At 73.5% G+C, this 19,578-nt stretch carries 19 protein-coding genes; 10 read left to right on the plus strand and 9 right to left on the minus strand.

Annotated elements, in window-relative coordinates:
- Positions 1-364: 364 nt before the first annotated feature.
- Both ACFYWM_RS40895 and ACFYWM_RS40900 read right to left on the minus strand, forming a co-directional pair.
- Complete coding sequence (locus ACFYWM_RS40895) at positions 365-1,732, minus strand: hypothetical protein (protein WP_389926020.1); 1,368 nt, start codon at positions 1,730-1,732, stop codon at positions 365-367.
- A gap of 64 nt (positions 1,733-1,796) precedes the next feature.
- On the minus strand, positions 1,797-3,014 hold the full coding sequence (locus tag ACFYWM_RS40900) for a hypothetical protein (RefSeq protein WP_389926023.1): 1,218 nt from the start codon (positions 3,012-3,014) through the stop codon (positions 1,797-1,799).
- 150 nt (positions 3,015-3,164) lie between these two features.
- Between ACFYWM_RS40900 and ACFYWM_RS40905 the strand changes: the two genes are divergently transcribed.
- The 5 genes from ACFYWM_RS40905 to ACFYWM_RS40925 all read left to right on the plus strand — a co-directional run bounded on the left by ACFYWM_RS40905 (position 3,165) and on the right by ACFYWM_RS40925 (position 7,958).
- Positions 3,165-4,019 carry a helix-turn-helix domain-containing protein gene (locus ACFYWM_RS40905; RefSeq protein WP_389926025.1) on the plus strand — a complete coding sequence of 285 codons (855 nt, stop codon included), beginning with the start codon at positions 3,165-3,167 and terminating at the stop codon, positions 4,017-4,019.
- 284 nt (positions 4,020-4,303) lie between these two features.
- Positions 4,304-4,681, plus strand: coding sequence for a hypothetical protein (locus ACFYWM_RS40910; protein ID WP_389926028.1), 378 nt, complete (start codon positions 4,304-4,306; stop codon positions 4,679-4,681).
- A 305-nt stretch (positions 4,682-4,986) separates the two neighbouring features.
- Positions 4,987-5,643 (plus strand): DNA-binding response regulator, encoded by a 657-nt coding sequence (locus tag ACFYWM_RS40915; protein ID WP_389926031.1) that lies wholly within the window; start codon positions 4,987-4,989, stop codon positions 5,641-5,643.
- Positions 5,644-5,790: 147 nt separating this feature from the next.
- Positions 5,791-6,687, plus strand: a complete 897-nt coding sequence (locus ACFYWM_RS40920) for a PmoA family protein (RefSeq protein ID WP_389926034.1) — start codon at positions 5,791-5,793, stop codon at positions 6,685-6,687.
- Positions 6,684-7,958, plus strand: coding sequence for an ROK family protein (locus tag ACFYWM_RS40925; protein WP_389926037.1), 1,275 nt, complete (start codon positions 6,684-6,686; stop codon positions 7,956-7,958). Before ACFYWM_RS40920 ends, ACFYWM_RS40925 begins: the two co-directional genes overlap by 4 nt.
- Here the strand turns inward: ACFYWM_RS40925 and ACFYWM_RS40930 are convergent.
- Positions 7,955-8,899 (minus strand): proline dehydrogenase family protein, encoded by a 945-nt coding sequence (locus ACFYWM_RS40930; protein WP_389926040.1) that lies wholly within the window; start codon positions 8,897-8,899, stop codon positions 7,955-7,957. The genes ACFYWM_RS40925 and ACFYWM_RS40930 overlap by 4 nt on opposite strands.
- 174 nt (positions 8,900-9,073) lie before the next feature.
- Here ACFYWM_RS40930 and ACFYWM_RS40935 point away from each other — a divergent pair, with 174 nt between their 5' ends.
- Entirely contained in the window at positions 9,074-10,051 is a 978-nt protein-coding gene (locus ACFYWM_RS40935) for a helix-turn-helix domain-containing protein (protein WP_389926043.1), read from the plus strand.
- 55 nt (positions 10,052-10,106) lie between these two features.
- Here ACFYWM_RS40935 and ACFYWM_RS40940 read toward each other — a convergent pair whose 3' ends face one another.
- Complete coding sequence (locus ACFYWM_RS40940) at positions 10,107-10,496, minus strand: winged helix-turn-helix transcriptional regulator (protein WP_389926045.1); 390 nt, start codon at positions 10,494-10,496, stop codon at positions 10,107-10,109.
- Positions 10,497-10,602: 106 nt separating this feature from the next.
- On the opposite strand from ACFYWM_RS40940, the gene ACFYWM_RS40945 reads away from it, so the two are divergent.
- From ACFYWM_RS40945 to ACFYWM_RS40955, 3 genes are all read left to right on the plus strand, one after another.
- Positions 10,603-10,980 (plus strand): hypothetical protein, encoded by a 378-nt coding sequence (locus tag ACFYWM_RS40945; protein WP_389926047.1) that lies wholly within the window; start codon positions 10,603-10,605, stop codon positions 10,978-10,980.
- Positions 10,981-11,064: 84 nt separating this feature from the next.
- On the plus strand, positions 11,065-11,526 hold the full coding sequence (locus tag ACFYWM_RS40950) for a hypothetical protein (protein ID WP_389926049.1): 462 nt from the start codon (positions 11,065-11,067) through the stop codon (positions 11,524-11,526).
- Between the two features lie 12 nt (positions 11,527-11,538).
- Positions 11,539-11,871: a hypothetical protein gene (locus tag ACFYWM_RS40955; RefSeq protein WP_389926052.1), complete on the plus strand. Its 333-nt coding sequence runs from the start codon at positions 11,539-11,541 to the stop codon at positions 11,869-11,871.
- 3 nt (positions 11,872-11,874) lie between these two features.
- On the opposite strand, the gene ACFYWM_RS40960 is transcribed toward ACFYWM_RS40955, so the two are convergent.
- Positions 11,875-13,872: a prolyl oligopeptidase family protein gene (locus ACFYWM_RS40960; RefSeq protein ID WP_389926054.1), complete on the minus strand. Its 1,998-nt coding sequence runs from the start codon at positions 13,870-13,872 to the stop codon at positions 11,875-11,877.
- 175 nt (positions 13,873-14,047) lie between these two features.
- On the opposite strand from ACFYWM_RS40960, the gene ACFYWM_RS40965 reads away from it, so the two are divergent.
- Complete coding sequence (locus tag ACFYWM_RS40965) at positions 14,048-15,244, plus strand: RNA-guided endonuclease InsQ/TnpB family protein (protein ID WP_389926056.1); 1,197 nt, start codon at positions 14,048-14,050, stop codon at positions 15,242-15,244.
- Positions 15,245-15,283: 39 nt separating this feature from the next.
- Here the strand turns inward: ACFYWM_RS40965 and ACFYWM_RS40970 are convergent, their stop codons facing one another.
- From ACFYWM_RS40970 to ACFYWM_RS40985, 4 genes are all read right to left on the minus strand, one after another.
- Positions 15,284-17,059, minus strand: a complete 1,776-nt coding sequence (locus ACFYWM_RS40970; RefSeq protein WP_389926059.1) for an ATP-binding cassette domain-containing protein — start codon at positions 17,057-17,059, stop codon at positions 15,284-15,286.
- Entirely contained in the window at positions 17,056-19,077 is a 2,022-nt protein-coding gene (locus ACFYWM_RS40975; RefSeq protein WP_389926061.1) for an ABC transporter ATP-binding protein, read from the minus strand. Before ACFYWM_RS40975 ends, ACFYWM_RS40970 begins: the two co-directional genes overlap by 4 nt.
- A gap of 197 nt (positions 19,078-19,274) precedes the next feature.
- Positions 19,275-19,406 (minus strand): SapB/AmfS family lanthipeptide, encoded by a 132-nt coding sequence (locus ACFYWM_RS40980; RefSeq protein ID WP_389926064.1) that lies wholly within the window; start codon positions 19,404-19,406, stop codon positions 19,275-19,277.
- Between the two features lie 58 nt (positions 19,407-19,464).
- Positions 19,465-19,572 carry a SapB/AmfS family lanthipeptide gene (locus ACFYWM_RS40985; protein WP_389926086.1) on the minus strand — a complete coding sequence of 36 codons (108 nt, stop codon included), beginning with the start codon at positions 19,570-19,572 and terminating at the stop codon, positions 19,465-19,467.
- Positions 19,573-19,578: the final 6 nt, after the last annotated feature.

Raw genomic sequence — 19,578 nt, forward strand, 5'->3', positions numbered from 1 at the left:
GCCCCGGCCCCGGCATCGGCCTCAGTCCTGGCCCCGGTACCGGCTTCAGCTCCGGCCATGGCCTCAGCCCCGGTCTCAGCTCCAGTCCTGGCCCCGGCCTCAGCCCCGGCTCGGCTCCCGCGTGGGCTCTTCGCGGCCTGGTTCCGCTGGTCGGTCAACCCCGTCGTTCCCTTCTTCCGTCCTGCTTCCGGCGCCTGGAGCACCGGCTCTCCGGTGCCCCGTCCCGGGTCCGGCTCATCATGGGAGGCGGTCTCCTCGCGCCCGCCTGGCGTCGGGGTCGTCGAGCCCTCCGGCGCTGGGGGCGTCGAGCCCTCCGGAGCCCCGTCGTCCGACTCGTCGCGAGGGGCGGTCTTTCCGCGCCCGCTCACCGCCGGTTGGCCCGTACGGCCGCCGCCAGCGGGGTGTGCGGTCCCGCCGCGAGGATCAGCTCCTCCTGCAGGCGGCGCCTGGCCTGCGGGGTCAGCCGGTGGAACTGCGGCCCCGGCACGTAGCCCCCGGCCTCCTCACCGGCCTTCACCTGGGTGACCAGACCCGCGTGGCGCAGCACGCGCAGCGCGGCGTCCAGCTCGCCGATCGGCAGCCTGGTGTGCCGCCGGAGCTCGTCGACCTGCGCGGGGAACGGGGAGAGCCAGCTGTCGGCGGGCAGCAGGCCGTCGGCCCGCGGGATCGCCACCGAGTGGATCAGCACGAGCACCAGAACCGCCCGCTCGGACTCACCCAGGGCCGAGCCCGTTCCCAGGCCCATCCCCGGGCGCGTTCCGGGGCTCGCGGCAAGGCTCGCTCCGGAGCCGGTTCCCGAGGTCGCGGCAGGGCTCACCGCCCCCGAACTCACGCCCGAGTCCTCTTCCGGGGCCGCACCCGCACCCGGAGCCGTCTCCGCTCCCGAGGTCATGTCCGGCCCGGAAGGCGCGCCGCCGCCCGTGAGCGTCTCTGCCGCGTAGCCCGAGGTCCACGCGTCGCGGTCGTGGACGAGGACCCGGCCGCGGCGCTCCAGCATCCCGGCGAGCGCACGGCGCAGCACCGGGTCGCGCAGCGCGGGAAAGCGGGCCTCGTGCACCGGCTCGGCCGCGTGCTCCACCGCCATGAAGGCCGCCACGACCTCCGCCCTGCGCCGCTCGTCGAACGGGCCGAGCAGATCCTCGTCCACCTCCTCGGGAACCGTGACACCGGCCCCCGCCTCCGCGTCGTCGGGGGCGCCCTCGGCGACCGGGAGCACCTCAAGGCCGCCCGGGGCCTCCTCACCGGCGGGCAGGCGGCGCATCAGCTCCCGCAGCTGGGCGTGCGACGCGGCGGGCCAGGAGGCGCACCGGGGGCCGAGCCGTACGAGACCGCCGGAGACCTCCAGCCAGGCCGAGTCGTGCAGGCGGCGCAGCGCGCCGACCGCCCAGTTGCGCATGAGGTCGTCGCCGCGCCCGATCAGCGCCCGGTACGCAGACAGCACGTCGTCGACGGTGGCCGTGCCGCCCGGCCAGGGGTCGGCGGACAGGTCGGTCCAGCAGCACCGCAGCGCCGCGGCCAGCACCCGCCGGGTCTCCCCGGATCGTTCCACCGCCACCGGCGTCACCTGGTACTCCTCCAGGAGCGACGGGGTCGCCCCGTCGGGCCAGACCGGCAGCGCCAGGCCCGTCCCGTCGCCGCGCCCCAGCCGGGCCATCCCGGCGGGAGCCGCCTGCCCGGCTCCGAGCGGGAGAGGACCGCCCGCCCTGGCGCGGATGTGCGCGAGGGCCGTCATGGCCGAAACCGGCACACCCGAAGCGGGTTCGCGGATGTGGGTCGCGGCCGGTGTGTGTCGCGGGTCAGCCGGCACCGCCGGTCCTTTCGAGGTGGCCGTGGGAGAGCCAGGCGGGCTCGCCGCCGGGGTCGGCGGTGAGGCCGTCGGACCAGCGCAGGCGGTAGGGGGAGTCGGGACGCAGGTCGGCGGAGACGAGGTCGGCCAGCAGGCGGCGGGCGGAGACCCAGTCGCCGTCGGCGGTGAGCAGCTCCTCCAGCCGGGCGGTGGAGCGCCCGGCGAGCGCGGCCTCGGCCACGGCGGCCAGGTGGTCGAGGCCGTCGGTGCCGGGGTCGTGGGCGTCGGCGGGCCCGGGGTCGGGCAGGGCCGAGCGCGGGGGAGTGGGCTGGGCGGGCGCGGGGCGGGGGCTCTCGTCCACGGCCCTGACGATCGCCGCCGGGTCGTGCCAGGGGGCGGGGGCGTCGAAGACGAACCCGTCGAGCACCGAGGCCAGGCGCTCCCTGCTCGCGGTCTGCGCGAAGGTGCGCCAGGTCTCCGCGGGGAGCAGCGTCAGGTTCCTCGTCGTGCCCGCGGAGTCGGCCAGGCGTCCGGCGGCGCGGCGCGAGGCGTCGCTGTAGGAGTAGATGGCGGCGCGCAGCTCGGTGCAGGTGCGGTCGAGGTCGGGCCAGCGGGTGAGGATGGTGCCGTGCAGGCTCTGCGCCCGCCGGGCGATCTCCTCGGTGCCCCACAGCTTGGGCGCCTGCTCGCGCAGCTCCTCGATGGTGCCGCCGGTCAGGGTGATCAGCTCCAGCGCCCACAGGCGGAAGGCGCGCGACAGGTTCTGGGCACTGGCGCGGGCCTCCTCCATCGTCGTGCGGGGGTCGGCCACGTTGAGGTCCTCCAGCGCGAGCAGGCGGTGCATCTCCGACTGGCCGCCGTCGTCCATCATCCGGCGGATGAACATCAGCCCGACCACGCTGGTGAACGACGCGCGGTAGCGGAGCTGGTTGGGCTTGGGGAACACCTCGCGGATCGCGCCGAGACCGCGCAGGACCCGCAGCCGGTTCTCGAACCGGTCGAGCGGGTAGGCCCGGCAGACGTGGCGCATCTGCTCGTGGGTCAGCCACTCCTCGCCCGCCTCGGCGAACGCCGCGAACAGCGTCTCGGCGATGTCGACCAGCGCGGGGTCGTCCACCACCGCGCCGCTGTCGCGGGCGAGCGCCGCGAACATGCGGCGGTAGGTCGAGAGCACGGCCTCCTCGGTGAGGGCCGAGTCGAGCGTGATCTCGTGGTTCGTCTCTGGCACGCGCCCTACCGTAAGGCTTGCGCCCGACAGTCCTGACCCGGACCGCCGAGAAGCGCCCGCACGCCACAACTATTCGCAACATTTGAGACAGATCGCAACATCCGTCGTACGGTCGGAGGATCAACCCCCCGCGGTGACAAGGTGATGGAGATGGCGACCTCCACAGCACGCATCGACGAGGCCAAAGGCATCCTCGCCGCCAGGCTCAGGGCGCTCCGCGCCGACGCCGGGCTGACGGGGCGAGCGCTGGCGGCGAAGACCGGCCTGGACCACACCAAGATCTCCAAGATCGAGAACGCGGTCCAGATGCCCAACCAGGCGGACATCCGCACGTGGTGCGAGGCCTGCGACGCGGACGAGCAGGTGGTCGACCTCATCGCGGCCGCCCAGAACATCGACGCGATGTACACCGACTGGCGCCGCCTGGAGGAGAGCGGCCTCGGCCACGTGCAACGCTCCTTCCAGCCGCTGTACGACAAGACCCACCAGTTCCGCGTCTGGCAGCACTCGGCCGTCCCCGGCCTGCTCCAGACCGGCGACTACGCCCGGGGCCACCTGCGCGCCATCATCGACTTCCGGGGCATCCCCGACGACATCGAGGCCGCGGTCGCGGCGAGGCTGAAACAGCAGGAGGTCCTGCGCAACGGGAGCAAGCGGTTCGCGTTCGTCGTAGGAGAGCAGGCGCTGCACATGCCGCTGGTCGGCCCCGAGCAGATGGTCGCCCAGCTCGACCGGCTGGCGGAGCTGACCTCCGGCACCGCGAACGTGTCCTTCGGCATCGTCCCCGCGACGATCAGGCCGCCGCTCATGCCGCCGGAGAACTTCTGGATATACGACGCCAACCGGGTCCGCATCGACACCGTGCCCGGCCAGATCCAGCACAAGGCCCCCAGCGACGTGGTCGTGTACGAGAAGGCGTTCCAGGCGCTGAGCGGCGCCGCGGCGTACGGCAGGGAGGCCCGTGACCTGCTGCGGGCCGCGGCCGCCGGGTTCCGCGAGAGGTGACGTCCTGAGGGGGTTCCCGCGAGAGACCGGGAGGCCCGGGAGGCCCGGGAGGCCCGGGAGGCCCGGGAGGCCCGGGAGGCCCGGGAGGCCCGGGAGGCCCGGGAGGCCCGGGAGGCAAGGAGGGCGCGAGGAGGGGAGGCGGAGAGTCGCGAGGAGAGGGGCAGGGGTTCACGAGGAGGGAGGCGGAGGTTCGTGAGGAGAGGGGCAGGGTTCGCCGGGGGTGAACGCGCAACATCTCGCAACATCGTTGAGACGGGCTCCCCGACCTCCCTACCCTCGCCAGCGTGACCGTTGATCACAGAACCCCCGAAGCCCTCCCCCCAGTCGAGCTCCGGGCCCGTGAACTGGCGGCCCTGCTGGCCCAATCCCACAACATCCCGGCGGACGTCCACAGCCTGCCGTCCGGAAAGGTCGTCGTCTCCGTCTACTACGGCCTGGTCGCCCGCCTGGACGACGCGTGCCGCTTCTGGTGGGTCGTCCCCGTCTCCGCGGAACGGGACAGGCCGCTGTGGACGAGCGCCGCCACCCCGGGCGCGGCGGCGGTCCGGATAGCCGGCCACTACGAGGAACTGCGCGCCCGCCCGCTGGTCCACCTGATACGCGGCGGTTACCTGCTGACCGACGTCCTGATGGAACACCACGAGGCCGCCGCCCCGGTGTGACGCCGCGGTCCGGGGTCTCGACGACCACCGCACGGCGCCACGCCGGAGAGACGGTCGCCGCCGCGGTTCAGACCGGACCGGGCACCTGTGAAAGGCCGTCGCCGCCCTTCGAAATCGTCGAACCGCTCAAGGGACATAAACAAGAAAGAGGGCAATTCGCCGCACTCTGGCGCTCTCACCTGCGGCGATCGCACCTCAATGCCTCGTCTTTCGTGTTTAACTCGGACTTGCGGTAGTCACCCGACTTCCTTGGGTAGTGTCCCCGGGCCAGATGAGAGCGCGGTGTAGCAAGGGGGAGACGATTCATGATCAGCGTCCTGATCGCCGAGGACATGCATCTCGTCCGAGGGGCCATGGTCGCCCTGCTCTCCCTGGAGAGCGACATCAAGGTCGTCGCCGAGGTCGGTCACGGCGACGAGGTGGTCCGCTCCTGCCTGCTGCACCGGCCGGACGTCGCGCTCGTCGACATCGGCCTGCCCGGCACCGACGGCCTCACCGCGACGGCGGAACTGCACCGCAGCCTCCCCGAGTGCGGGACGGTGATCCTGACCGGGCTCGCGAACCCGGCCGCGCTGCGCCGGGCCCTGGACGCCGGGGCGCGCGGCTTCGTCGTCAAGGACGCCCCCGCGGGCCAGCTCGCGGACTGCGTACGCCGGGTGGCCGCCGGTGAGCGGGTCGTCGACCCCGAACTGGCCGTCGCCGCCCTCAACGCCAAGCGGAACCCGCTCACCGCCCGCGAGCTGGAGGTCCTGCAGGCCGCGGCCGAGGGGGCGCCGGTGGGAGAGATCGCCGACCGCCTCTGCCTGTCCGGCGGCACGGTGCGGAACTACCTGGCGCGCATCCTCACCAAGGTCGACGCCCGCACGCGCGTCGAGGCGGTCAGGATCGCCAGGGAGGCGGGCTGGCTGTGGTCCGACGACCTGACCGAGCCGATCATGAGCCGCTACCGCTCGTTCAACTGACCGCCCACCCCTCCCCGAGAACCCCCGTACCGCCCTACGCTCGGACGAGCACGACGCCCCCCGGACGAGATCCCCGGCCTCGCCGAGGCGGACCGAGGGGCGAGGACGAGGACGAGGGACAGGGCGGAGAGAGGCGGCGAGGCGAGCATGCACGCTCCCGGCGTACACCCGGTGCTCGCCGACCGGTCCCGAGGCGTCGCCGTGCTGCGGCTGCGCGGACACGACGTCGCCCGGTACGTCTGGCGGCCCGACCTTCCCCTGTCGGTGTCCCCGAGGCCCTACCTGCATCCCGTACGCACGCTGGCCGGGGTCACCGTCACCGACGCCGCCCCCGATTCGCATCCCTACCAGTTCGGGTTCGGCGTCGCCTTCCCCGAGCTCGACGGGCACAACTTCTGGGGCGGGCGCACCTTCGTCGCGGGCCACGGCCCGGCCTGGCTGGACAACCACGGCACGCAGAGCCACCGGCGCTGGCTGCGCCGCACGAGCACCGAGCTGGCCCACACCCTCTCCTGGGACGCCCGGCAGGCGACGCTGCTGCGGGAACGACGCTCGATCAGCTGCCGGTGGATCGACGAGACCGCCTGGTCGCTCGGTGTCCGGACCCGGCTCACCAACGTCGCCGGTCGGCCGCTGACGTTCCGCAGCCCGGCCGCGCTGGGCCGGGCTGGCGCCGGTTACGGCGGCATCTTCTGGCGCGGCCCCGAGGTCGCCGCCGTCGCCGGGGTCCTCAGCCCGGCCGGTACGGACCTGCGCCGCGTCCACGGCCACACCGCCGAATGGGTCGCCGTCACCGGCGTCGACCACGAAGGACGCCCCTGGACGACGCTCTTCACCCCCGCGGACGAGGCCACCGCGCGAAACAGGTGGTTCGTCCGCGCCCGCGACTACCTCGGCGTCTGCTCGTCGCTGACCTGGGAGGAGCCGTTCACGCTCGCCGCGGGCGAGAGCGTCGAGCGGCACGTCGTCACCGTGGTGGCCGACGGCACCCTGTCTCCCGCGGCCGCCGCCGGGCTCGCCGCCACCGCCCGGGCGGCGACATGACCGGGAACATCCGGCCGAGCCGGCCCCGGCAGCCGGAAAGCCCGGTCCGGCAGGAGAACCTGCGTCCCCTCAACCTCGAACTGATCTTCCGGCACATCGTCGCGACCGGGCGCCCCGTCTCCCGCACCGAGCTGGCCACGGTCACCGGCCTGGCCCGTCCCACCATCACGCGCATCGCCGAGGAGCTCCTGGCGGGCAGCCTCCTCACCGAGACGGGCCTGACCCGCAACGGGCGCGCGGGCCGTCCCCGCGTCGGCCTCACCCTGTCCGACAGGGGACCGGCCGGGCTGGGGCTCGACATCCGCGCCGACGCGCTGGCGGCCTGCGTCGTCGACCTCACTGGCACCGTCCGCCACCTGGCGTTCGCCCCCTCGACGTACGCCGGCGCGGACGCCCCCGACGTGCTGGCCCGCCTGGCCCACATGGCCCGTGCCGCGATCGAGGCCGTGACCGCGGAGGACCTCACCGTCGTCACCGCCACCCTCGCCGTCCCCGGCCCCGTCCACGCGGGCGTCGTGCGGTCCGCGCCCGAGCTCGGCTGGCGCGAGGTCGACGCCGGGGCACTGCTGCGCGCCGCCCTGGACCACCTCGGCCCCCTCGATCTGCCGCTCACCGTCGACAACCAGGCGAACCTCGCCGCGCTCGGCGAGCTCTACGCCGGCGACAACGCGCCCAGCAGCTTCGTCTACGTCTCCGGCGGGCTCGGCATCGGCGCGGGCATCGTCCTGGACGGGCGCCTCCTGCGCGGTGCCCGCGGCTGGAGCGGCGAGCTCGGGCACGTCACGGTGTACCCCGACGGCGAGCCCTGCCCGTGCGGCTCGCGCGGCTGCCTGCAGACGTACGCGAGCCTCCCGGCGATCCTCGGCGACGAGCCCGCGCCCGCCGGTACCACCCCCGACACCGCCGTCACCGGCCGCGCCGAGGAGGGCAGGCCCGCCACGCTCGCCGCGCTCGACCGCGCCGGGACCACGCTGGGCGTCGCGCTGGCCGACACGCTCAACATCCTCGACATCGACACCGTCCTGCTGGGCGGGAGTTTCTCGCTGCTGTCGTCCTGGCTCACCGCGAACATCAGGGCGGAGATCGACCGGCGCGTCCTCAGCGCCGCGTGGGCACCCGTCACGATCCGGCCCGCCCTGCTCGGCCCGGACGCCGCCGTCATCGGCGCCGCCCTGACCTCCATCGACCAGGTCAGGCAGCACCCGACCACCTGGCTCGCCCGCTCTCCCGGGTCCCGGCCCGAGGGCTTGCGGGAGCCGGACGCCGGCTAGGCGGCGGCGTCGACGAGGGCCTGGAGCAGGCGCCCGGGGTCCTCGGCCAGCCGGTTGCACACGTACAGCCACCACTCGGTGCCGAAGACGACGTACTCGCGGGTGGGATGGCCGCGTTCGGCCATCGCGGCGAGGCGGTCGGGGCCGAGGCCCAGGAGGGTCTCGAACTCCCACGGCGCGTCGGCACGGCCCGCGCCGCCGAGGTGACGGTCGACGCGGCGGATCAGGTCCCAGTCGTGGGTCGCGAACGAGCACAGGTGCCCGGAGTCGGCCAGCGACTCGGCGTGGCGCAGGTAGGCGGCGGCCAGCGCGGGGTCCTCGCGCGCGTAGGCGACGGTCTCCGGCTCCAGGAAGGCGCCCTTGACCAGGCGGATCCGGCCCGGCAGGGCGAGGAGTCCCGGCAGGTCGTCATCGGTGCGGTGCAGTCTCGCCTGGACGGTGACCCCGACGTGGTCGAATCGCTCGCACAACCTGCGGTGCACAGACAGGACCGCGTCGGTGCGGTCGGAGCCCTCCGCGGAGATGACCATCTCCCGTCCGGTGCCGGCGGTCGCCTCCGCGACGCGGACGGCGTTGCCGAGGGCGAGTTCCTCGTCGATCGCGAGGCCGATGTGCGAGAGGTCGAGGGAGACCGAGCACCGCGGCGGGAGCAGCCGGGCGGCGTCGACGAACACGGCCGTCTCCGCCAGGGCCCGCTCCGGGTCACGGCAGCTCTCTCCCATGTACTCGACGTTCGCGCGGTGGCCGCTCGCGAGGATCCCCGTCACGCGCTCCAGCGCGTCCGCGAGGGTCTCCCCGGCCACGAAGCGGCGGGCCACCCGCCGGGCGAGGGGGCCCAGCACGGGGTCCGCGGGCACCCGCCACTTGAGCTCCTCGTCGAGCGCGAGCGTACGCAGGACCTGGGCCGCCCTGATGGAGGTCTCTTCGATATCGGTGATCATCGTGTGCCTAGCTGTCGGAGGTGTCGGAGGTGAGGAGGTCGCCGGAACGGGCCCCGCCGGCCCGATGACCAGCCTCCCAGCGGCTCGCCGTCCCAGAAAGTGGCAGAAATGACTAACATGGTGAAATTCCTGCCACTCACTGCCCCGGGCACGTACCTTCACCAGGAGGTCCCCATGCTGCGCGACGTCGCCGTCCTCGCCCTCGACGGCGCGCACGCCTTCGAGCTGGGGGTGTTCTGCGAGGTCTTCGGCATCGACCGCAGCGACGACGGCCTGCCCGCCTACGACTTCGCGGTCGTCTCCGCCACGGGCGAGAGTGTCCGCACCAGGCACGGCTTCCGCATCGAGACCCCGTACGGGCTGGAGCGGCTGGAGTCGGCGGACCTCATCGGCGTCCCGGCCTCGGATCCGGACGTACGGCAGCCGGAGGAGCTGTCCGAGGCGCTGCGGGCGGCGGTGCGGCGTGGGGCCCGCGTGCTCAGCATCTGCTCCGGCGCCTTCCTGCTCGGGCAGGCCGGCCTGCTGGACGGCCGCCGCTGCACCACCCACTGGCGCCACGGTGCGGAGCTCGCCCGCCGCTACCCGCTGACCCGGGTGGAGCCGGACGTCCTCTACGTCGACGAGGACCCGGTCATCACCGGCGCGGGCACCGCCGCCGGGATCGACGCCTGCCTGCACCTGGTCCGCAAGGAGCACGGCGGCACCGTCGCAGGCGACATCGCCCGGCGCATGGTGGCGCCCCCGTACCGCGACGGCGGCCAGACCCAGTACGTCAGACGCCCGGACCCCGAGCCGGGGGCCGGGCACCTCGCGTCACTGCTGACCTGGCTGGAGGCCAACCTCCACCGGGAGCTGACCGTGGAGAGGATGGCCCGCCGGGCCAACATGTCACCGCGCACCTTCGCCCGCCGCTTCCACCGGGAGATCGGCACCACGCCGCTCCAGTGGCTCACCGGCCAGCGCGTCCTGCTGGCCCAGCGCCATCTGGAGAGCACCGACGAGCCGATCACCCTCGTCGCCGAACGAGCCGGGTTCGGGTCGGTCGCCACGCTGCGCCACCACTTCGCCCGGCACCTGGGAACCACCCCGCACGCCTACCGGCGCGCCTTCCGCGGCCCGCGCGCGGCTTCGGGCAGCGGTCATCGCGGCTGACCGGGGCCGGTCCCGTAGCCGACCGGGCCGACAGGCGATCGGAAGGCGCGAACGCTCACCCCCGGGCCGCGCTGTCGTAGCGGTCGCGGGCCTCCTCGATGTGGTCCAGATGCCGTCGGGTCCAGCCGCAGATGCCGTTGACGGTGTCGCGCAGGTCCCGGCCCGCGACGGTCAGGGTGTACTCCACGCGCGGGGGCACCGTCGGGTGGACCACCCGGTCCACGAGCCCGTCGCGTTCCAGCCCGCGCAACGTCTGGGTCAGCATCTTGTGGCTGATGCCCTCGATCTCGGCGCGCAGCTCGGTGAAGCGCAGCGTGCGCTCGCCCATCACGTTGACGATCAGCAGTGCCCACTTGTTGGCGATCCCGATGAAGATCTCGCGCGCCAGCGAGTCGGCGCGGGTCAGGTCCGCCCGGTGTGGCACGGGGCTGAGCTGCTCGGTCACCGCGAGGTGCCCCTCTCTCCGTAAAGTGCGTCCTTCCACGCCAACGCACACTCTCCTACGGTTACCGGGTAACCACAAGAGAGCATGACTGACGGGGAGAAGCGCCATGACGATCCTGAAGACCTACGGCCGCCTGTGGGCCGACGACCTCGACCTGGTCCTGCCCCTGCTGCGCGAGATGGTCGGAGCCGACCCCGACCTGCGGTTCGCCTTCGACGGCGTCGAGCTGGCCGCCATCGGCGACTTCCTCGTCGTGGCCGGACCCCCACAGGAGCGCGCGAAGTACGCCCACGCCTCCGCGACCGTCATCGTCTCCGACCTCGACGAGCAGATCCGCGCCTTGCGGGAACACGGCGCCGAGATCACCACCGATATGGGCACGAGCGCCACCGGCCGTTTCCTCTACGCCCGGCACGCCGGAGGACCGGAGGTGGAGTACGTCGAATGGGTCCCCGAACTGGTCGAACGGATCATCAGCGGCTGAGCCTGTGCCAGCCGTGCATGAGGTGACCTCGTCGAACGGCCCGACCCGCGGTACTTCGGAACACGTTCCGAAGTACCGTGTGGCATGGTTACGCCGACCGTCCCGTTCTCCGACCTGTCGAAGCACTCCAAACGAGTCGCCGAGACCCTCGATCGCGTTCACCGGGTGCAGGTGAAGCGCAGAGACGGGGAAGACCTGTTCATCTCCACCGCGCGGCACGACCGGCAGCGGGAGGAGACCGCGGACATCGCGGCCCGCATGGTCGCGGCCCTCCTCGCCAGCGACGAGGGCAGCCGCGCCGTCCTGCACGCCCTGCCCACGGTCTTCCCCTGGGTGAGACACCTTTCCCTGGACGAGAAGAAGGAGTTCGTCCAGGAGCTGGTCGACGCCACGCGCGACGCGGTCGAGCTGGACGTCCACGCCACCCTGCACCGGCTCATCGTCGAATGGCGTGCCACCGCCCGCGTCCTCGCCGACCCGTCACTGACCGCGCAGCTCACCCGCGCGCTGCCCGACGACGATCACGGCGAGGTGATCGCGTCGTGAGTCCCAAGCGCGGTGGCCCCGCCGCCGATCGGTGACGAGTGGCATCTGCGGTTCGCGACCAGTGAGGCGGCCAAGGGGTGGGCCGATCTGTGCGCCGAGGCCGCGGGCAACACCCGGCGCTGTTTCGAGGCGCTGCGTGACGCGCCGCTGTCGCAGGACGCCCCCGATCGGCAGCACCGCCTGCGAGGCCGTCTCGCCACCGGGACTCTGGGTGGTCGCGAATATCCGCAGTGGGAGTACGAGGTCATCGCGGGCGGCCGCGTGCGTCACCTCGTCGACGAGTCCCGGAGAACCGTCCATCTCGTCTACGCCTCGACCCGCCATCCCAAGGACACCGACGCCTGAGTATCACGTACCGGCCTCCAGACCGGTGTGGGCGGCGAGGAAGGCGAGCATGTCCGCCGCCAGGCCGACGGCGCGGCCCGTCGAGCGGGAGCCGTGGCCGACGTCGCCCTCGTGGCGCAGCAGGATCGGCCGCGGGCCCGACGTCGCCGCCTGCAGCGCCGCGCACATCTTGCGCGCGTGCATGGGGTCGACGCGGGAGTCGCCGCCGAAGGTGGTCAGCAGCGTGGCCGGGTAGTCGACGCCCTCGGTGACCCGGTGGTAGGGGGAGTAGCCCAGCAGCCAGCCCAGCTGCTCGGGGTCGTCGGCCGAACCGTACTCCGAACGCCACGCCGGGCCGAGCCCTGACCGCTCGTACCTCACCATGTCGAGCAGCGGCGCCGAGCAGACGGCGGCGGCGAACAGGTCGGGGCGCTGGGTCAGCGCGGCGCCCACCAGCAGCCCGCCGTTCGACTCGCCGCACGCGGCCAGCCGCTCGGGGGTGGTCCAGCCGTCCGCGACGAGCTTCTCGGCCGCCGCCGCGAAGTCGTCGAAGACGTTCTGCTTGCGCTCCAGCATGCCGTCGCGGTGCCAGGCCGCGCCCTCCTCGCCGCCGCCGCGCAGCTGGGCGAGGGCGAAGACCCCGCCCGCCTCGACCCAGGGCAGGATGTAGCTGGAGTACGACGGCGTGAGCGAGAGCCCGAACCCGCCGTAGCCGTACAGGATCGCAGGCCTGGGGCCCGAGCCGGGGCGGGCCAGCACGACCATCCGCACCGGGGTGCCGTCCGCCGAGGCGCAGACCACCTGGCGGGCCTCCAGCTCGGGCACCTCCACGGCGCCGGGCGCGGCGCTCCACGGTGAGGTCTCCCCGGTGCGCGTGTCGTAGCGGTGCACCCCCGAGGGTGTGACGCTGTCGGTATAGGTGAACCACACCTCGTGGCCGCCCTCGGGACGGGTGGCCATCCCCCCGGCCGAACCGAGTCCGGGCAGCGGCACCAGCCCGCGCAATCCGCCGGTGGCCAGGTCGTGGACGCTGATCTCGCTGACCGCGTGCCGGGTCCAGCCCACCAGGAGGGACTGCCCGGCGATCGCGAACTCGCCGATCACCGCCTCCGGATCCTCCTCGACCAGGTCGACCCAGTGCTCGGGGCCCGGCCGCGCCGGGTCGGCCACGCACAGCCGTCCCCTCGGCGCGTCCAGGGTGGTGAGCAGGTACAGGCGCCCGTCACGGCCCACGGCGGGCGCCGTCACCGCGCCCGCCGCCCGCTGGATCACCCGCAGGTCGGGGCGCTCGGGGGAGGAGGACGCCAGGTCGGCGAGCCAGAGGTCGTTGCCGCCGTCGCCCGCCATCGCCGAGACCGTCAGCCAGCGCCCGTTGTAACTGATCCCCAGCCCGTACGAGCGCTCCTCGGCCATGATCACGGTGTCGTCCTCGGCGGGGGTGCCGAGCCGGTGCAGGCGGACCTGGCGGGAGCGGACGTAGAAGAACGCCTTCCCGTCGGGCAGCCACGCCACGGGCGCGTACCGGCAGCGGTCGATCGGGCCGTCCACCACCCGGCGGGTGGCGACCTCCATCACCCGCAGCTCCGAGCGCTCGTCGCCGCTCCTGGACAGCTGGTACGCCACCAGCCTGCCGTCCAGGTCGGGCTGCCACTGGTCGAGCGTGGTCAACCCGCTCGGGTCGAGCTCCATCGGGTCGATCAGCGCCTCCTCCACCCCGCCGGGACCGGTGCGGTAGAGGACCGCGTGCTCCTGCGCCGCCGTACGGCGCAGGAAGAACCGGCTCCCGCCGCGCCACATCGGCGTGCCGACCGTCCCGGCCCCGGTCAGCGCGGCCACCCGCGAGCGCCACAGGTCGCGGCCCGGCAGCGTGCCGGCGTGCTCGCGCCAGAGCTCCTCCTGGGCCGCCGTCCAGCTCCGGGTCTCCGGGCTGTCCGGATCCTCCAGCCACCGGTACGGGTCGGGCACGGCGTGGCCGTGAAGGTGGTCGACGACCGGTCGCCGCTCGGCGGGAGGGTAGATCATCGGATTCCTCCGGTTCGGAGACCTTGGGCTCGGACTCTGGACGGGAAACGCGGTGCGGACGTCACCAAGCACCTGCAGCGTGGATGCCCCGTCCTTCAGGGCGGGGAGGAAACGCGGAACGGTCGCGGATGAGGGTCTCCGGGTTTTGTCGGTGGGCTTCGGTAGGTTGATTGACGTGTCCCGCTTTCGGCTCCAGCCAACGCGCGCCCAAGAGGCGGCACTGCTGGAGCACTGCGGACACGCCCGATACGTATGGAATTTGGCTGTTGAGCAGCACGCTCACTGGCAGCGGGGCCGTAAATCGGCGCCGGGTTTCGCCGAGCAGTGCCGCCAGTTGACGGAGGCTCGCGCTGAGTTCGCGTGGCTGCGTGGCGGGTCGATCATCGTTCAGCAACAGGCGCTCAAGGACTTCGCCCAGGCCATGGCGAACTTCTTCGGCACGACCCACCGTAAGCCGACGTGGCGTAAACGTGGGCGGGGCGAAGGGTTCCGGATCGTCGCGTTCAAACCTGGTGACGTACGCCGTGTGTCGCGCAACGTCGGCGAGGTTCGGATCCCGAAGGTTGGGTGGGTGCGGTTTCGCTGGTCGCGGCCCGTAGGTGACGACGTGAGGTCCTACCGCGTCACCCGTGACCGGGCGGGCCGCTGGCATGTGGCGTTCGCCTCGCTCCCTGAGCCGGTTCCCGCACCCGGTTCGGGTGAGGTCGTTGGCGTGGACCGTGGCGTGGCCGTGTCGGCGGCGCTGTCCACGGGCGAGTTGCTGAACGCGCCCACCCTGCGCGGCGCCGAGAAGACGCGGCTGCTGAGGTTGCAGCGGAAACTCGCGCGAGCGAAGCGGGAGTCGAACCGGCGTGGCATGGTCAAGGCCGCCATAGCGAAGCTGAAAGCCCGCGAGGCCGACCGGCGCAAAGACTGGGTCGAGAAGACCTCGACCGGCCTGGCCCGCCGTTTCGACGTGATCGCGGTCGAAGATCTGAAGATCGGCAACATGACGCGGTCGGCCAAGGGCACCGTCGAAGCACCGGGGCGGAACGTCCGTCAGAAAGCGGGCCTGAACCGTGGCATCCTCGCTGCGGGGTGGGGCCGACTGGTTGAGCGGCTGGAACAGAAAGCTCCGGGACGCGTTCAGAAGATCGACCCGCGTTACACGTCGCAGACCTGCAACGCCTGCAAGCACCTCGCTGGGGAGAGTCGCGAGAGCCAAGCTCTCTTCCTGTGCGTCGCCTGTGGGCACCGGGCGCACGCCGATGTGAACGCGGCGAAGAACGTTCGCGACACCGCCGCAGGGCATGCGGTGGCTGCGCGGGGAGGCTTCGGGTTGCCGGAGCCTGTGAACCGTGAACCTCAACGCGACCTCCTCCTTGTGGGGTAGTTGCTGTTGGAATCCCCCGCCTTCAGGCGGGGGAGGATGTCAAGGCACCAGCTCCTGCGCGCCCGACGGGTCCCACTGCCCGGCGAGGTCGGCGTAGAGCGGGGAGGTGGCGAGCATCTCCTCGTGCGTGCCCAGCCGGACGCTGGTGCCGTCCATCACGAGGATCCGCCGGGCGCGCAGGGCGGAGGTCAGCCGGTGGGCGATGACGAGGAGCGTGCCGCCCCGGCGGGCGAAGGCCTCCTCGGCGCGGGCCTCGGCCACCGGGTCCAGGTGGCACGTCGCCTCGTCGAGGATCACCAGCCGGGCCGGGGCGAGGTAGGCGCGAGCCAGGGCGACCAGCTGCCGCTCCGCGGGCGACAGCAGTCCCGGATGGATCTCGGCGGAGTAGCCGCCCAGCCGCGCCACCAGGTCCGTCAGGCCGACCGCGGCCACCGCGCCGTCCACGCTGTCCATCGACTCCCGCGAGGCGTCGGCCAGGGAGGTGTCGAACGGGGAAGCGCCGGCCGGGGAGGTGCCGGCCAGGTAGGTCAGGTTCTCCAGCAGGGAGCCGCGGAAGACGTACGCCTCCTGCGGGATCAGCACCCGGTCGGCGGGGTCGAGCCGGTCGGCGGGCACCCCGCGCACCAAAACCCGGCCCGAGTCCGGCGCGAGCACCCCGGTCAGGAGCGCGGCGAGCGTGGACTTGCCGATGCCGCTGGGCCCCACGACGGCGATGTGGTCCCCCTCGGGGACCACCAGGTCCAGGCCGTCGATCACCGGTTCCGCGTGCGGGCCGTACGCGAACGTCACGCCGCGCAGCTCGGCCGCCTCGTTCGTGTCCCGCGCCGCGAGCCGCCCGCGCGCCCGTACGGGCGGGTCGCCGTCGCGCAGCAGCCGGCCGAGCGCCACCCGCAGCCGCACCCCGTTGATGCCCAGCCCCTCCACGAGGTTGCCGAGCGCGGGCGCCAGCGACTGCGTGACGTAGGCCAGCGCGCCCAGGATCACCCCGGTGCCCGCGCCCTCGCCCACCAGCCAGGGGGTACCGGCCAGCACCAGCAGGACCGGCAGCCAGCCGCCCACCGCCAGGGACAGCGTGCGCAGCGCGGTCACCCGTGCCAGCGACCGGGCCGCGCGGGCCTGTTCCGCCACCCGCAGGCCGACGTCGTCGGCCACCCGCTCCTCGGCCCGGCAGGCGGTGATGTCGCGCAGCCCGCCCACCATGGTGGCCAGCGCCTCGGCGGTGCGCTCGTCGGCCAGGATGAAGTCCCGCTGCCGCCGGGCCAGGGCGCGCAGCGACAGCAGGAAGACGACGAGGCCCGCGACGAAGGGGGGCAGCACCAGCGCGAGCACCTCGGGCACGAGGGTCGCCAGCCCGAGCACGACGCTCACCACGGTGAACGCGAACGACCTGACCACCGTGATGACCGAGGCGAAGGCGTCGCGGGCCAGCTCGACCTGCAGGTTGGAGCGGGCCACCGCCGCCGCCCCCGATCCCCGCCCGGACGTGACCGAGTGGCGCAGCGCGTCGTCGACGACGTGCGCGAGCAACTCCTCGCGGAACGGCTCCACGATCGAGGCGACGGCCATCACCACCTGCCGAGCGCCGACCGCGGCCAGCAGCCACGCGCCGCCGAGCAGGGCGAGCCAGGCGAACCCGGTCGCCGGGCGTCCCGCGCCGAAGCCGTCGTCGATCGCCCGCGCGATGGCCAGGCCGATGACCAGCGAGGGCGCCGTCTCCGCGACGGACCAGCCCGCGAGCCTCACCAGCTGGTACGGGTCCCTCCCGAGCGCCCGCCGGAGGGGCCTGGTGACGACGTGCCCGTCCGGAGTGCTCACGAGGTACCCGCCCGGAAGGAGGCGCTTGCCCGGAAGGGCGCCTCGGCCTGAGAGGAGGCGTCGGCCCGGGAGGAGACGTCGGCCTGGAAGGGCGTGTCCGTCTGCGAGGAGGCGCCCGTTCGGAGAGGTGTGTCCGTCTGTGAGGAGGTGTCCGTTCGGAAAGGCGTGACCGTCCGAGGGGACGTTTCCGTCTGGAAGGGCGTGCCTGTCTGAAGGACGGCTCGGGAGGGCGTGCCCGTCTGGAAGACGGCCCGGTAGGCCGGGTCGGCCCAGAGCGCGCGATGGCCGCCGTACGCGCGTACCCGGCCGTCGTCCAGCCAGATCACCCGGTCGGCCGCGGCGGCGGTCGCCGCCCGGTGGGTCACGATCAGGCGCGTGCGGTCGCCCAGTTCCCTGGAGAGCGCGCGGGCGACCTGGCGCTCGGTGACGGTGTCCAGGCTGGAGGTGGCGTCGTCCAGGATGAGCAGGCGCCACCCCTGCGCGAAGGCGCGGGCCAGCCCGAGCCGCTGCCGCTCACCGCCGGACATGGGCGCCTCCTCCAGCGGCGTGTCGTACCCCAGGGGAAGCCGCCGGACGAAGGCGTCGGCGCGGGCCGCCCGCGCCGCCGCCCGCACGACCTCGCCCTTCCCGTCCGTCCGGCCGTCCCGGTCGCCGTCGTCGCGGCGGTAAGGGTGGCCGTACCCGGACCCGGTGCCGGTACGAGGCCCGTGGCGGTCGCGGCCGACGCCGGAAGCGTCGAGTCCCAGGGCGACGGCCGCGCCGACGGTGTCGCCGAGCAGCGCCGGGCGCTCGAAGGCGTACCCGACGGCATGGCGCAGCGCCTCGCGGGAGAGGTCGGGCAGCGGCACGCCGTCGAGAAGGACCGTGCCCTGCCCCGGGTCAACCAGCCGTCCGGCGACCGCGGCGAGCAGGGACTTGCCCGCGCCCGAGCGACCGACCACGGCCACCGCCTGCCCGCCGGGGATGACGAGATCGACGTCGCGCAGGCCGCCCGCGTCGACGCCGCGAAGTTCGAGAGTGCCGGGACCGGCGGGCAGCGGGCGCGTGCCGTAGGCCCGCGGGCTCTCGGCGGTGAGCTCCCCCACCCTGGCGGCGGCGGCCCGCGCCCTGGCGAGGCTGCTGACGTAGCCCAGCGCCGAGCCGAGACCGGCGCCGAGCACGACGTAGCGAGCGGCGGCGTACAGCTCTCCGGCGGTGAGGTCCCCGGCGGCCAGGCGCAGCCCGCCCACCCCGAGCACGGCCACCTCCAGCAGCGGGACCACCGCCCCCGCCTGCACGCCGGCCCGCGCGTTGGCCCGCCACATCTGCATGGCGTGCGCGCGCAGCCGGGGCAGGGCGGTCAGCACCCGCGCGCGCTCCTGGTCGGCGGTACCGGCCGCGGCGATCGTACGGGCCCCGGCGAGGGCGTCGACCAGGCGGGCGGCGATGTCGCTCTGCGCCGCCTGGTAGTCGCCCGCTATGGAGGTGCTCACGGTGAGGAAGGCCCGCAGGACGAGCGCGATGAGGACGAGCCCGGCGACCAGCGTCACGGTCAGCAGGGGGTCGATGAGGGTGAGGGCCACCACGCCACCCGCGGTGGGGATGACCAGCGCGGCCCCGGTGACGATCGACTCGGGGGCGCGCCCGATCTCCTCGGTGTTCAGGCCCATCCGGGTGACCAGGTCCCCCTCGGGGAACCGGCGGGTGATCGCCGGCCCGACACCGAGCACGTTGCGTACGACCAGGTTCCTGAGCCAGGCCGAGGATCGCGCGCCGCTCGATCCGGCGGCCCAGACGCCGAGGGTGTCGCAGACCACGGTCAGGATCACGGCGGCGGCGCAGGCGCCGAGCCAGGTCGCCGCGCCGGTGCCGCCGGGCGTGCCGGTCGCACCGGTCACGAGCTCGTCGACCGTCCTGCCCAGCACGAACGGGAGCGCGAGCTGCGCGAACGCGCCCAGGACGGAGGTGACCACGAGGACGGCCAGCCAGGGTCCGCCACGCCGTACGGTGTCGGCCACCAGCCGGTCCGCTGCCCGCACGTTGGCTCCTCCTCGAACTTCCCGAACTTCCCTGACCTCGCGCACTTCACCGACTTCGCACGCTTTTCCGGTGACTCCGGTGACTCCGGCTCGGGTGGCTTTTCCGAGGCGGGGGACGGCCTCGACGTCGTGGGCCCCCGGAACGGGGAGTGCCCGGGACGGCCGCCGTCGCTGGCCGTCCCGGGCACGGGGTCTCACTAGTGGCAGAGCACGACGCTCAGGTTGCTGGGCCGGCCGGAGTTGCAGCCGAGAACGGTCAGCGTGCTACCGCCACCGCCGCCGTGGCCGCCGCCGGGGGTCTCCAGGGACTGCAGGTCGAGAAGGACCATGGGAGGTGCTCCGTTTCTACGGGTTTCTACGGGTTCTGGAAGCTGTGGAACGGAAGGACTAGTGGCAGAGCAGGAGGCTCAGGTTGCTGGGCCGGCCGGAGTTGCAGCCGAGAACGGTCAGCGTGCTACCGCCACCGCCGCCGTGGCCGCCGCCGGGGGTCTCCAGGGACTG

The sequence above is a fragment of the Streptosporangium sp. NPDC002721 genome (assembly GCF_042888905.1).
GTDB lineage: Bacteria > Actinomycetota > Actinomycetes > Streptosporangiales > Streptosporangiaceae > Streptosporangium.

Bases quoted from the DNA above. Each gene is read 5' to 3' on its own strand.
- ACFYWM_RS40895 (WP_389926020.1), bottom strand. From the start codon at position 1,732: ATGACGGCCCTCGCGCACATCCGCGCCAGGGCGGGCGGTCCTCTCCCG.
- ACFYWM_RS40905 (WP_389926025.1), top strand. From the start codon at position 3,165: ATGGCGACCTCCACAGCACGCATCGACGAGGCCAAAGGCATCCTCGCC.
- ACFYWM_RS40915 (WP_389926031.1), top strand. From the start codon at position 4,987: ATGATCAGCGTCCTGATCGCCGAGGACATGCATCTCGTCCGAGGGGCC.
- ACFYWM_RS40920 (WP_389926034.1), top strand. From the start codon at position 5,791: ATGCACGCTCCCGGCGTACACCCGGTGCTCGCCGACCGGTCCCGAGGC.
- ACFYWM_RS40925 (WP_389926037.1), top strand. From the start codon at position 6,684: ATGACCGGGAACATCCGGCCGAGCCGGCCCCGGCAGCCGGAAAGCCCG.
- ACFYWM_RS40930 (WP_389926040.1), bottom strand. From the start codon at position 8,899: ATGATCACCGATATCGAAGAGACCTCCATCAGGGCGGCCCAGGTCCTG.
- ACFYWM_RS40935 (WP_389926043.1), top strand. From the start codon at position 9,074: ATGCTGCGCGACGTCGCCGTCCTCGCCCTCGACGGCGCGCACGCCTTC.
- ACFYWM_RS40945 (WP_389926047.1), top strand. From the start codon at position 10,603: ATGACGATCCTGAAGACCTACGGCCGCCTGTGGGCCGACGACCTCGAC.
- ACFYWM_RS40950 (WP_389926049.1), top strand. From the start codon at position 11,065: ATGGTTACGCCGACCGTCCCGTTCTCCGACCTGTCGAAGCACTCCAAA.
- ACFYWM_RS40960 (WP_389926054.1), bottom strand. From the start codon at position 13,872: ATGATCTACCCTCCCGCCGAGCGGCGACCGGTCGTCGACCACCTTCAC.
- ACFYWM_RS40980 (WP_389926064.1), bottom strand. From the start codon at position 19,406: ATGGTCCTTCTCGACCTGCAGTCCCTGGAGACCCCCGGCGGCGGCCAC.